This is a genomic window from Saprospiraceae bacterium (genome assembly GCA_016717265.1).
GTDB lineage: Bacteria > Bacteroidota > Bacteroidia > Chitinophagales > Saprospiraceae > Vicinibacter.
On the sequence record JADKFX010000001.1, the window covers coordinates 1,021,139 to 1,034,063 of the forward strand.

Below are 12,925 nucleotides of genomic sequence, written 5' to 3' on the forward strand. Positions count from 1 at the left end.
TTAATTTTTGGTTATTAAACTATGCTACTGAAACAAAGATAGAAGAAAGTTTTATTCCACAATGATCTTTTGTGAAATTATTTTTTCACCTTGAATGATTTTAAGGATCAAAGTGCCCTTGGCTTCATTCCGGATATTAATTTCTTTATTATATATACCATCAAAATTATCAAGCTTTTCTATATAAATTTCTTTGCCATTCAGGTCCAATACCTGTATTGTTGTAGGTTCTTTTAATCCTATAAAATTTATTTTCATTTGGCCATTGCTAGGATTTGGACTACTCGCAAGATATTCAACATTTAAAGATTGAGTTTTAGTAGCGTGAACTTCCAGATTTTTATTATGATGATCTCCAGATCCTTCCAATTCTGAATCCTTAGTTTCACTTTCTGAGTTCATACTTTTGGAGTTTTCAGTTTCATGTTTTCTAATAATAATCCTTTTATTAATTTTTGAATCTCCAGAATGATTTCCAATTTCTTTGATAATTTGTTCACCATCTTTATTTTTTATGATAATACATTTATTCCCATTGGACCCAGCTTTGCAACAATTCATTTTTTCATTTACGCCAGGATGGCACGCTTTAATATTAATTGCATCTGCGGTTCTTTCCTGAAGCGTAGCTTTCACGGTTTTTATTTTAGTACCTCTTAAATAACTTAATCTAACTTTATCACCTGGCTTATTATCAGATAATGCTTCTAATATTTCATCCACAGTATTTGTTTCTTTGCCATCGATAGAAAGTAAAATGTCGCCTTCTTCTAAGCCTGCTTTTTGGGCTGCGGAACCTTCAAATATTTCAAGAATTTGAGCACCATTATTTCCATTTACATTTTCTAATTGAACACCCAAAACTGCTTTATTTAAGGGTGAATGAGAATTGGCTAACTCGGAATTAATCCTTTCCAACTCTTTAGCTTCAGGATGAACCGATGATCGTTCGGCACCTTCAATAAGCAGTATTTCTGAATTTTTTCCATCTTTAAGAATAACTTCTAAATCTTTTTCCAAAATATTATTTTCATCTAAATCCGAAATTTCAAGGGTGTCAATTATTTCTTTTTGAGTTTCTTTCCCATTAATATTTTCAATAATTATTTTTTTGATTATAATTTTTGATTTCGTTTCAGCTTGAGCCAAGAGGCCATTGCAAACTGCGCAAAGTAATAAACTTAAAAAGGATAATTTTTTCATCGTTATTTTTTTAATTATAAAATTATTTAATCTGTTTGTTGTAAATCATGTTGAATCATGCCTTGATCATTATCTTCATATTCAAATTCCTGAATCTCCTTTTCTGTTATGTTTCTAATAATTATAAAGGTTTTAGATTCATTAGGGGCATAACATTTTAATTGAGTAGGCAAGATTAATGAACCACCATCTAAGGAATACATAGTATCTGTATGGGAGGTGTTATTTAAGCTTGCAAAAACCTTATGCGAGAGATTCAGTTCTTTCGTTAGGTTTATTTCAATGCGTTTGAAAATATTCTCATTTTCATCTTCAATTGGTGTGTATACTAAATCTTGATTTGAAAATATTTTTTCAGCAGGGATCTTAGGAATGGACTTTTTGTATTTTTTTGGTTTTAACGGAGTTTGTATTTTCTGAAATTTCTTTTCATCTGGGATCTTATTAATTGAAATTGTATTTATTTCATTTTCAGTATTAATCGATAAATGAGAATCATTCATTGTAGCTGGAATTATTTGAGTATTCATAAATCCTTTTGTGCTAAAAAGCAAACACACTAGTATGGAAGCGGTAGCAAGACTAGAAAGAAAATCATTTTTAGGAGTCTTAATTTTTAATACGGTTTCAATTCGCTTTTTGAGCTGATTTTTTTGTCTGAAAAATGGTAATGAAAAGGCAGGTATAAATCCGGAACTTTCTTCTATTTTAAGGATTAATTTAGCATATTGAATAGGTGTTTTTAAATAATTGCAGACAGAAGCATCTGCTACCAATTCCCGTTCTAATTTAAGATGGCTTAAGAGGATATGAACAGCAGGATTGAAAAAATATATAATTTCAATTAGATTCATTAGCAAATTCGTCCAGTGGTCTTTATTATAGACGTGCGATAATTCATGTGCCAAAATACATTCAGCCTCTTGTTCCGAAAGTTGATTAATCCAGGAGGTAGGAATAATTATTACTGGCTTCAGGACCCCCGTAAGAAATGCACTTCCAATTTTTTCGCTTTCCAAAAGAACTATTGACTTCTTTATGGAATAATAATTTTTTAAATTTTGAAATAATTTATTCCAAATCTGATCTTGTAAAGGGGATGATTTATTTATTAATCTTTTGATATAAAAGTGGCTGAAGACAAATCTTGTCAAAAAAACAAGTGCGCCAATGAGCCAAATTTGATTTACCCATTTAAGAACTTCGGGAGTATTCAACCAATTACTTATAAGTTCGGATGGATAGAAAGAAAATGTTTTTTGATTTAAAAGATAAAAAAATGTAAATAAGTTAAGAAACAGAAACACGATAAGTGCAATGAATGAAAGTACATATTGTAGTCTTGTATCTTTTTTACAAATTAACCGAAGCATCCACAGGACCAACACAATGATTGCACCTTGCCAAAGCGAATGAATTAATGTGGCTGCAAAAAGCTCTTGCCAGGCAAAAGCATTCGTTACTTCCATGTTTTTCATGCAGATTGTTTATTTTCCAAATCTTTTAATAGTTTTTTGAGATCAGAAATTTCCTCAGTAGAAGCTTTATAATTACCCAAGGTTTGCATTACCATTTCCATCGGGGAGCCTTCAAAAACCTGATCAATCATATCTTTTAGAAAATTTTTCTTCACCATAAGTTCTTTAATAGCAGCTTTATATATATGGAGTTTTCCTTCAGCTTCACGCACACAGAGCCCTTTATCCATCATAATTTGTAACATTTTTAAAGAAGTTGTATAGCCTACTTCTTTTTTCTCATTCATGAGTCCATTTACTTTTTTTACGGTACAAGGACCGTATTTCCAAAGTATTTGAAGTATTTCCAACTCGCCGTCTGTGGGTTTATTAATTATTTTAGTCATCTGGTCGTATTTAGCAATTGGTGTTACAAAGTTTGTATAATTCAAGGTAAATCTACGAACCTTTTCGTATTTTTAATATTTATTTAACTTTTTTTAAAAAAAAGAAAGAATTTTTGAAAGTCGAGCGAGGAAATAAAATTTTGAGAAAGTTTAATTATTAGATTATTATTTCTAATTTTTACTCTTATTATTTAAAATTCAATATTATATTTTATAGAAGCTTTCAAATAACAGAATTATTGGAACTCGATAAAAACAATTAAATCTTGTTGAATTTTTAGTATGCATGTTGTTTTTCATGCAATATACCTAGCTTTTTACCTGCGTTTTAACGTTTTGGGTACATTTAGATTTAGGAAATCTGGTCTTTTGATAATTTGCAAAGTAGTAGAATTAAGACATTAAATTTTTTTAAATATTCAGGTATTTTGGAGATTCTATTGCTTTTTATAGGAGTTTATAATGAATTTTAAATAAGGTTATTAAGTGTATTTCATAATTAAAAAATGGATCATTCGGAGGAATTCTATTTTATATTATTTAGAATATTAATAGCATTATCCTAAGCTGAATGTGTTTAATATCTATTTACTTTTTAGTGTACAGTGGTCCTTTTGAACCACCTAAAAAATGGCGCTTTGGAGGTATTGTATAGCATCTATACCCGTCGCATCTTTGTTATGTCAAAGGGAATTATTGAAATAGATTCATAAAAGGTAACAAATTGAAAGAAACACCCTAAAATAATTTTTACCTACCTCTGGTCAATTTAAAAACCGGACCCATTCAGATCCGTAAATCTGTTGCGTTCGGTTTTTTTCTTATTATTTAATAATATTAAAAATTATTATCTGAGTTCATCAATGAGCTCATCAGAAGGGTGTTGCCATTGGATTCCGATATTTATTAAATATAATATAAGGAGCATACCAAAATAAATGAAAGCCATAATAAAAACAGATTTCCAGATGGTATTTACAATGGATTGTTTGAAAAAGTATTTGCTAATCATTAAGATTGCTACAATTTCTACAGCTTCAATAATATAAGGTCTAAAGAGCACAAAAGGGTGATAAAAATAGCTTATGACATTGATTCCTATTTGAATTAACATTAATTGTCCAAAAAAATAGGTTATAGAGGTAGCTCTTTCGGCAATATTATAGTTGGATTTTGGAAAAACTATAAAACTGCTAATCACAAAAAGAGGTATTAGAAGGGCCGCGAGAAATTGTGAATAAGAATTTAAAAAGGAATCAAAAATAAGATCACTTTTTAATAGTGTATATTCCATAGCGGAAATACCATTTTGTTCTTCCTCGATTTTATCAATTTGAAGTAAATTAAACAGCAAAAGGTTTAAACCGGTATTTAGTAGCCAATACTTTGTCGGGACATAATAATTTGCGCGATAACCTTCTACATAATCTTGAACGACCCCTATAGGTCTAGTGAAGAGGTTTTTTACGGTAGTTGTATAACTGGATTCAAAGTTAAAAAAAAAATCAATAATATTTCCGGTATAAAACCCGGATGAAAGTCGCTGTTTGGCAAAGGTAAATCCGCAGTTACTGCAGAATTTGCCGGAATCCTCGAAACCGCATTGTGGACATTTAAGAAGTGGAGACTCAGGCATAAGCGAAAATCAAATGACGGCTAAAGTTCTTATAATTTTTAGAATCTTCTCATTATTTTTCAAGATAAGAGTATCTTATTTGAAAATTTTGATTTGAATTAGCTTGAAAGTGGCTTAGGAATTTGGCATAATTTATGCAATTAAAGTATGTTTTTGTGAATATTGTATTGATTCTGGAATATTAAATTCAAAATTTAATGTAGTTTCGCAGGTAGCAAACAAAATCCAATTTTATGAAAAATCCCTTTTTTCTTTTTTTTATTTTCTTAATTTTAGGGGCCTGTGTTTCTAATAAAAAGCATAAATCACTGATGGCTGATTATAGGAAGCTACAAACTGAAATGGATGATTCGCAACGGGCAATTACAAAAAAAGAATTAGAAAACTACAATCTGGAGCGCAAACTTGTTGAATGTGGTTATAAAAGTAATTATGGAGATACCAAGATTGAAGATTTAAAAACGCAATTGGATGTAACTCAGAAAACAAATATCATGCTTAAGGAAATGATTGAGCAATCTTTAGGTAGTTTTAAAACGCATGTAGTGTATTTACAAAAGGCACTCGATGAAATTAATGAAAAAGACCAACAAATTAATGTACTTTCATCTGCGCTTCAGAAAAAGGATTCAGTAAATGTCATTTTAGTCAAGCGGGTAAAAAATTCTATTACAGATAAACGTTTTAAGAAGTCATTGGAAAAAATTGGGATAACGTTTTAATAGCAACAAAAACTTAATTTTGTTTTATCTTATTACGATGTTTTTAATTCCTCATTAAGCAAGATGTAAACATTGATTTTATTTTTTTGCACAGGGCACTTCAAGTTTAATCTAATCGCATCGTTTGTTTTCGTTCCTTGACCATTTCCGGGTAACTTTGTTTATTTACCATTGCATTATAGCAGGCTGCAATGCGTTCCTGCTTGGTAGCTAAAGTTTTAGCATGATCAATCCATTTTGAAAAGTAGCTTTGGTGAGCTGGAGTAAGGGATTGGAAAAAGGAATATACCCTAGGATTTTCTTCAAGACATCTTATTAATTCCGTATTCAATTGATATTTGTTTGGATCCAATTCAATTTTAACGAATAGCGAATCACCTTGTTTTTTTTTAATTCCTTTTCTTATGTTGGCATTTAAAGCTAGAATAAAATCGCCTTCTCCCATTGGCAATAAATTCATACCGGAGATCGGAAAGCGATCTAAAAAACCTTTGACAGGATATGATTTTTTTACATTGGGATTGAGCTTTTGAGCTAATTCAGCTGGGATTTGAATATAGGTCCAGCCTGTTTTTTCGCCTTGTTTTTGAAATTTCAGAATATTTGTTTTAAATGAAAGCATATTTGTAAATTCATTTTTGTTTTTCACAATGAATGACGACTACCGAGTTTGGATCCAGGTTTATATATCCATAATCGTAGCAAATTTTATAATTCCAACCTTTTTGTGTTTTATAGTAATGAGTAAAATACCGGAAATCAAAACCGGATTCACTTAATTTAGTTTTGGAAATTTTCGTTCGTCCTTCTTTCGAAGTAAAAGCAGCAAGAATTCTTCGGTTTTTGCGGAGGATGTAATTAATGTTACGCATGGTACAATTTGAATCGCTGTTTCGTATATTATTGAAATAGCTTCTACATTGGTCATCGCAAAATTTTTTATCCTGTCGGCCATGCATAGGGTTACCACAATGCATGCACTGTCGTGCTGGTGTCATAAGTGTTTATTTAAAACAAATATAGCGGATTTCTAAAAAAAAAACGATTACAAACGGATATTTTCGGAAGTAAGCGGGTAAAATAATGGGTCATGGTGAGATTTCCCTCAAATTTGTTTCGCCAGATCATATTGAAATGGTAAATAACACATTTAATTTATTATTTAACTTTAAAATTTTAGTATTATGAACAGCCTAAAAAACAGTGTTCGGCTCATTGGAAATCTGGGTGCAAATCCAGACATTAAATCATTTGAAAAGGGTAACAAAGTGGCTCGGTTTACTTTAGCTACGAATGATAGCTATACCGATAAGGACGGCAAAAAGGTTACCGAAACGCAATGGCACACGATGGTGGCCTGGGGAAAAACTGCAGATATTGTGGAAGAGTTCTTGACTAAAGGAAGTGAGGTTGCAATTGAAGGTAAATTAACCTCTAGATCGTATGAAGGAAAAGACGGAGAAAAGAAGTATATCACAGAGGTTGTTATCCATGAAGTCCTGTTACTTGGAAAGAAGGTTGCCCAGGAAGTTCAAATGTCATAGATGCATCTTTATTATTTTGGATATCCTTTTGTCAAATGAGTTAAGAAACTTATGTCGTTGGAAGCGTGAATAGTATTCAAGAAAAAGGAAGAATTTAGTTATTTGCAATTTATCGACAGGTTTTTGGCAAATATATTGCACAGTTGACGATCTATCCTAAATCCATTTAATGCTTTTCATTCATGAATGTCTTTAATGATACTTTTAATGGATACATTTAATTGGTACTCTTGAAGAATGTCTATAATGGATACGATAAATGGATACTTTTAATTGGTGCTTTTGAAGAACGTCTTTAATGGATACGTTTAATAGATATTTTAATGAGTAACTTTTATGGATACTATTGGTGGATACTATTAATGGACACGTTTAATTGGTACTTTTGAAGAATGTCTATAATGGATACGATGAATGGATACGTTTAATTGGTGCTTTTGATGAACGTCTTTATTTAATGCTTTTCATTCATGAATGTCTTTAATGGATACTTTTAATGGATAGGTTTAATTGGTACTTTTGAAGGACGTTTTTAATAGAAACGTTTAATAGATATTTTTGATGGGTAACTTTTATGGATACTATTTATGGATACTATTAATGTGCACAATTAATGGATAGGTTTAATTGGTACTTTTGAAGAATGTCCTTAATGAATACTTTTAATGGATTCGTTTAATAGATATTTTTGAAGAAAGTCTTTATTGGACACATTTATTAAATACTGTTTCTGAATACCTTCAATGTAGACGATAACAAATGGATTTAGAAAGAAGCTTTAGATTTATTTATTGCTATTGAAAATGAAAAATAATTAAATAAAGTAAAGCATGCTTCAATAGAATACAAAGTATTTAAACATAAGTAGGATTGTGATCTGACTTTAATTCGGCTTTTGGATTAAATTTGAAACTATGGATTCAATTTAATCTTTTGCATCACGGTTAAATCTTAAGTTTAGAATTTATAAAGCGTATCAATTCAATAGCTATTAAAAAAAATTGCTTGTTGAATAAAATACGAAGCATGTATTATTCAAAATTCTTTCTGTAGTTCAATTGTTTTTATCAGAATTTGTTTTCATGATTTTTAATTCAAGTGAATGGATTCCAGGAATTTTAAGATCACGGCTAAATTGATCGATTGCTAAATCGTATTTTCCTGGGAATGGAAAACGGATTTTTGTTTGCAGTAAAATTTCAGTTGTGCATTTTGAATTTGAACAATCACCATAAGGTTTTCCAGTTTCATCGTATAGTTCCAAACTAACAATTTGATCTTTAGAATTTTGATCTGGAAAAGTAGTTTTACATTGTATATACAGATTCCGGAAGTGTAAATCTGGAATATGATCAATAGCTAAAATGATATCATATCGGGAAATGGTGTCCACTATTTCCCAACTATATTGAATAGTTTGATTATATTCCCAAGTATCGCTTTTAATATTGAATTTTTGTTTATATAATTCATGCGAATTACATGAGAAAAAGAACAAAAGTAGAAGACTAAAAACGTTTAACTTAACAGTTTTATTAGTCATTATTGTTGTTAGGTTTATTAATTGAAGTACTCTTTCATTCTTTCGAAAAATCCTTTCTCGTCTTTACCGGGATGCGGTTTGAAATTAGGCATATTGCGAAGTTTTTCAAGAATAGCTTTTTCTTCCGTACTTAGATTTTTTGGAGTCCAGATTGTAATGTGTATCAATTGATCACCTTTTTCATAGGATTGAACAGATGGGAGTCCCAGGTCTTTAAGTCTGAAAATTTTTCCAGCTTGAGTTCCAGCAGGTACTTTGATTTTGGCCGCACTTTGTAATGTGGGGACTTCCATTTGACATCCTAATGCAGCATCTGCAATATTTAAATATAAATCATAATGAACGTTTATACCATCCCGGGTAAAATGTTCATGTGGTTTTTGTTCAATACTGATTAATAGATCACCTGTTGGCCCACCATTACTTCCAGCATTTCCTTTGCCGCGCATGGACAATTGCATTCCATCTTCAACACCAGCTGGTATCTGAATATCTAATGTTTCTTCACCAACTTCCATACCTGAACCGCGACAAGAAGTACAAGCTACAGAGATCGTTTGTCCGGTACCATTACAAGTTGGACACGCAGCCGTGGTTTGCATTTGACCGAGAAAAGTACTTCTTACTTGACGGACATATCCCTGACCATTACAGGTATTACAAGTCTTAACAGATTTACTGTCTTTCGCTCCAGAGCCATGACAAGTTTTGCATGTGATCTGCTTTTTTACTTTTATTTTTTTATTAATTCCACTAGCAATTTCTTCTAGTGTCATTGAAACTTTAATTCTTAGATTGCTGCCCTTGGTTCCAGAATGGGTTCTTCCACCACCACCACTACGCCCAAAAAATGATTCAAATGGTGAGCCTGAGTCGCCAAATACATCCCCAAAATGACTAAAAATATCATCCATGGTCATTCCAGCACCACCTCCACCACCAAATCCAGCATTAGGATCTACACCAGCATGCCCATAGCGATCATAACGAGCTTTTTTATCTGCATCGCTTAATACTTCATATGCTTCTGCAGCTTCTTTAAATTTATCTTCTGCAGATTTATCACCCGGGTTTCTATCCGGGTGAAATTGCATTGCTACCTTTCTGTATGCTTTCTTTATTGCATCTGCATCAGATCCTTTAGAAACGCCTAGTATTTCGTAATAATCTCTTTTCGCCATTATATGATTCCAGCTTTAAATAATAATTGGTTTACTTATTTAGCAACCACCACTTTAGCAAAGCGTATTATTTTGTGATTTAATGTATATCCTTTTTCTAAGGTATCGAAAACTTTTCCTTTCATATTTTCGTCTTGTGTAGGAAACTCAGTGATCGCTTCATGAAATTGAGGATCAAATAATTTTCCATCAGATTCCATAACTTCTAATCCTTTTGAATGCAACAAATTTTGTAACTTATGATAAACTAATTTCATTCCTTCGGGAAATATTTGAGCATTGTTTTGATCTTCCGATAACTTCTTGGCCCGATCAAAATCATCCAGTACAAATAATAAATCTTGTATGAGTTCTTGAGAAGCATTCCGAATTAATTCGATGCGTTCTTTGATCGTCCTTTTTTTATAATTGTCAAACTCAGCAAATAATCTTAAATATTTATCTTTTTGTTCAGAAAGTTCAGCTTTCAAAGTATCCAATTCAATAGTAGCTATAGAATCTGAGGGTACTTCAATGGGACTTTGTTGGCTTTCCCCCCCATTTTTTGGTACTTCAATATTTATTTTTGAATTTTGTTCTTCTGTCATCATAATTACATGGAGCTATTGAATTTTTAGAAGGTCAATAATTCTGCCAGTTAGAAAAACTAGTCAAATTGTCAGTTTTTCTTAACTTGATAAGCCAAAAAATCATCTAAATCTCTGATATTTGGATTATTAAGGACAATTAGCTGGTCTGGGCCAATTAAAAATTTATTTGGAATAAATCCTATTTTATACAATTGGGCAAGTTTACTTTTTAAAAGTTCTAGTTCAATAATATGATTAGGCCAGATCAAGCCATCTTGAGCTATTGCTGCTAAGGCTTGTTCAGAATTATTTTCTTCCAAAGCAATACTTAAAAATTCGATTCCGCTTGCATTTTTAAATGATTTATCCTTGTATTTTTCATACATCATTACCAAAATTGGGTTTTCTTTACGACATGGGCCACACCAAGATCCCCAAAAATCCAATAACACATACTTTCCTTTAAAGCTATTTAGATTTAAAGTCTGTCCGTGAATATCTTTTGTTTCAAATGAAGGCGCCGGTTGTCCTAAAACCAACATAGGTTTAAAGAAAAAATAATAAATTAAATAGCCAAAAAAAACAATACTGCCTAACCAAATCAAGTATTTCAACATATTCTAATTAATTGCCTGCAATATTAATCTATTTTTGAGGCTTCATATTCATTCCTTATAAATATTCAACTTTCATTATGAAACGAACGATTATCCCAGGAACCATTCCTACAGGTGATTTTCATCAATATCTTTTAGGTGCAGTCGCTCCACGTCCTATTGCATTTGTAAGTACCATTGACGAACAAGGACGCACAAATCTTGCTCCCTATAGTTTTTTTAATGCATTTAGTAGCAATCCGCCAATCTTGGTTTTTTCTTCAAATCGAAGGGTCGATGGCAATACAACAAAAGATACTTTACATAATATTCAGGTGTCGATGGAATGTGTGGTTAATGTGGTAAATTATGAAATTGTACGCCAAATGATGGTTTGTTCCGTTGATTTTCCCAATGACATTAGTGAATTTGAACAATCTGGTTTGACTCCTCAACCTGCAAGCCAAGTTGCGCCACCGCTCGTTAAAGAATCTCCTGTAAATATGGAATGCAAAGTCACCGATATTATCACTTTGGGCGATAAAGGAGGTGCAGGGCATTTAATTTTATGCAAAGTACTCTGTATCCACATCAAGGAAGAAATTTTAGATGAGAACCAACGAATTGATCCAAATAAAATTGATTTAATGGGCAGAATGGGACGCGCATTTTATGTGAGAGCAAGTGGTGCAGCAATTTTGACAATGCCACAATCTCAGCAACTTCCAATCGTTGGTTATCCAAATTTGCCAGAACATATTAAATCCAGCACAATTTTAACTGCAAATGTAATTGGTGCACTTTCAGGAATGAAGCATTTGCCCTCTAAAGAACAAGCGATCCAAACATTGCAACAATACGATGATCTTAAATTTATTTACAGCGAAGATTTAATCGCAATCCATAACAAAGCATTGGAGCTATTTAATAATAATCAATTGGATTTAACAGCAGCTATATTAATGAGTCATTGAGAAGGCAGGAATCCCTTTTTTTAATAACTTAATTCCAAATTAAAGAAAATCACTTTAACGAATTTTACTGAGTTCTTTTTTAAGTTTCTTAACAAACCAGGGACCTTCATAAATCATACCGGAATAAATCTGAATCCAATCTGCACCGCATTCCATTCGTACGAATGCATCTTTAGAATTCATAATTCCACCGACACCGATTAAAGCTACACTATTATCAACTTTTAATTGTAGGTATTTTAAAGCTTGCTTAGCTTTAAAAGTAAGTGCTTCACCACTGAGCCCCCCAGCTTCTTTTGCAATTTCTTTTTCAATTAAACTCAGGGGTCTGTCTGTCGTTGTATTACTAATAATAATTCCTGAAAACCGATTTTCTTTGACGACTTCTATAATGTCATCTAATGCGCGCTCATCTAAATCGGGTGCTATTTTTAGAAATAATGGTTTAGGCTTTTCTAATCGTTCATTCTCCAATTGTAAGCTTGAAAGCAATATCCCTAAAGGTTCTTTGTCTTGTAATTGTCTAAGTCCGGGTGTATTTGGTGAGCTTACATTAATTGTAAAATAATCAACCGAATTATATAATATTTTAAAGCAAATTAAATAATCATCCACCGCCTTTTCAGCTGGAGTTATTTTATTTTTCCCAATATTACCACCAAGAATTAATCCTGAAGGTTTCTGAAAAGCTTGAAGCTTTTTAGCGAGTGCATGTGCACCTTGATTGTTGAACCCCATTCTGTTAATAATGGAGTGATCTTTTTTTAAACGAAATAATCTAGGCTTTTCATTTCCAACTTGTGCTAATGGCGTCACCGTACCTAATTCTATATGTCCAAAGCCCAGGACAGCAAGCACATTTAGCCATCTGCCGTCTTTATCAAAACCAGCAGCTAACCCAATGGGGTTATTGGCTTTCATACCGCAAAGTACAGTTTTTAGTTTGTCGGATTCAAAGTGAAAAGATCTTTTTAAAAAGTAATTAAGAATCGGAATTTTCAGGGTAACAGAAAGTAAATCCATTGCCAGATAATGTGCATTCTCTGCATCTATTTTAAAAAATAAATATCTAAGAATTTTCCACATACATTTT

The 12,925-nt window shown here is 31.9% G+C and carries 14 protein-coding genes; 3 read left to right on the forward strand and 11 right to left on the reverse strand.

Going from position 1 to position 12,925, the window contains the following annotated elements:
* Window positions 1-51: 51 nt before the first annotated feature.
* The 4 genes from IPO86_04025 to IPO86_04040 form a co-directional block, all read right to left on the reverse strand.
* Window positions 52-1,203 (reverse strand): PDZ domain-containing protein, encoded by a 1,152-nt coding sequence (locus IPO86_04025; protein MBK9727268.1) that lies wholly within the window; start codon window positions 1,201-1,203, stop codon window positions 52-54.
* 26 nt (window positions 1,204-1,229) lie between these two features.
* Entirely contained in the window at window positions 1,230-2,681 is a 1,452-nt protein-coding gene (locus IPO86_04030; protein MBK9727269.1) for a M56 family metallopeptidase, read from the reverse strand.
* Entirely contained in the window at window positions 2,678-3,067 is a 390-nt protein-coding gene (locus tag IPO86_04035; protein ID MBK9727270.1) for a BlaI/MecI/CopY family transcriptional regulator, read from the reverse strand. The genes IPO86_04030 and IPO86_04035 overlap by 4 nt, the downstream gene beginning before the upstream one ends.
* 847 nt (window positions 3,068-3,914) lie before the next feature.
* Entirely contained in the window at window positions 3,915-4,703 is a 789-nt protein-coding gene (locus IPO86_04040) for a zinc ribbon domain-containing protein (protein MBK9727271.1), read from the reverse strand.
* A 233-nt stretch (window positions 4,704-4,936) separates the two neighbouring features.
* On the opposite strand from IPO86_04040, the gene IPO86_04045 reads away from it, so the two are divergent.
* A complete protein-coding gene (locus tag IPO86_04045; protein ID MBK9727272.1) occupies window positions 4,937-5,425 on the forward strand; it encodes a hypothetical protein in 489 nt (162 codons plus the stop codon).
* 106 nt (window positions 5,426-5,531) lie between these two features.
* Here the strand turns inward: IPO86_04045 and IPO86_04050 are convergent, their stop codons facing one another.
* Both IPO86_04050 and IPO86_04055 read right to left on the reverse strand, forming a co-directional pair.
* Window positions 5,532-6,074, reverse strand: a complete 543-nt coding sequence (locus IPO86_04050; GenBank protein ID MBK9727273.1) for a DUF1905 domain-containing protein — start codon at window positions 6,072-6,074, stop codon at window positions 5,532-5,534.
* Window positions 6,058-6,402, reverse strand: coding sequence for a hypothetical protein (locus IPO86_04055; protein ID MBK9727274.1), 345 nt, complete (start codon window positions 6,400-6,402; stop codon window positions 6,058-6,060). Before IPO86_04055 ends, IPO86_04050 begins: the two co-directional genes overlap by 17 nt.
* A gap of 207 nt (window positions 6,403-6,609) precedes the next feature.
* Between IPO86_04055 and ssb the strand changes: the two genes are divergently transcribed.
* The gene (ssb, locus tag IPO86_04060; GenBank protein ID MBK9727275.1) at window positions 6,610-6,969 is read left to right on the forward strand and encodes a single-stranded DNA-binding protein; all 360 of its coding nucleotides are present in this window, start codon (window positions 6,610-6,612) and stop codon (window positions 6,967-6,969) included.
* Between the two features lie 1,054 nt (window positions 6,970-8,023).
* On the opposite strand, the gene IPO86_04065 is transcribed toward ssb, so the two are convergent.
* From IPO86_04065 to IPO86_04080, 4 genes are all read right to left on the reverse strand, one after another.
* Window positions 8,024-8,512, reverse strand: a complete 489-nt coding sequence (locus tag IPO86_04065) for a gliding motility lipoprotein GldH (GenBank protein ID MBK9727276.1) — start codon at window positions 8,510-8,512, stop codon at window positions 8,024-8,026.
* Between the two features lie 17 nt (window positions 8,513-8,529).
* A complete protein-coding gene (gene dnaJ, locus IPO86_04070) occupies window positions 8,530-9,693 on the reverse strand; it encodes a molecular chaperone DnaJ (GenBank protein ID MBK9727277.1) in 1,164 nt (387 codons plus the stop codon).
* A 35-nt stretch (window positions 9,694-9,728) separates the two neighbouring features.
* Entirely contained in the window at window positions 9,729-10,283 is a 555-nt protein-coding gene (locus IPO86_04075) for a nucleotide exchange factor GrpE (GenBank protein ID MBK9727278.1), read from the reverse strand.
* A gap of 68 nt (window positions 10,284-10,351) precedes the next feature.
* Window positions 10,352-10,879 carry a TlpA family protein disulfide reductase gene (locus tag IPO86_04080; protein MBK9727279.1) on the reverse strand — a complete coding sequence of 176 codons (528 nt, stop codon included), beginning with the start codon at window positions 10,877-10,879 and terminating at the stop codon, window positions 10,352-10,354.
* 77 nt (window positions 10,880-10,956) lie between these two features.
* Here IPO86_04080 and IPO86_04085 point away from each other — a divergent pair, with 77 nt between their 5' ends.
* Window positions 10,957-11,832, forward strand: coding sequence for a flavin reductase family protein (locus IPO86_04085; protein ID MBK9727280.1), 876 nt, complete (start codon window positions 10,957-10,959; stop codon window positions 11,830-11,832).
* Window positions 11,833-11,886: 54 nt separating this feature from the next.
* Here the strand turns inward: IPO86_04085 and IPO86_04090 are convergent, their stop codons facing one another.
* Entirely contained in the window at window positions 11,887-12,918 is a 1,032-nt protein-coding gene (locus IPO86_04090) for a quinone-dependent dihydroorotate dehydrogenase (GenBank protein ID MBK9727281.1), read from the reverse strand.
* Window positions 12,919-12,925: the final 7 nt, after the last annotated feature.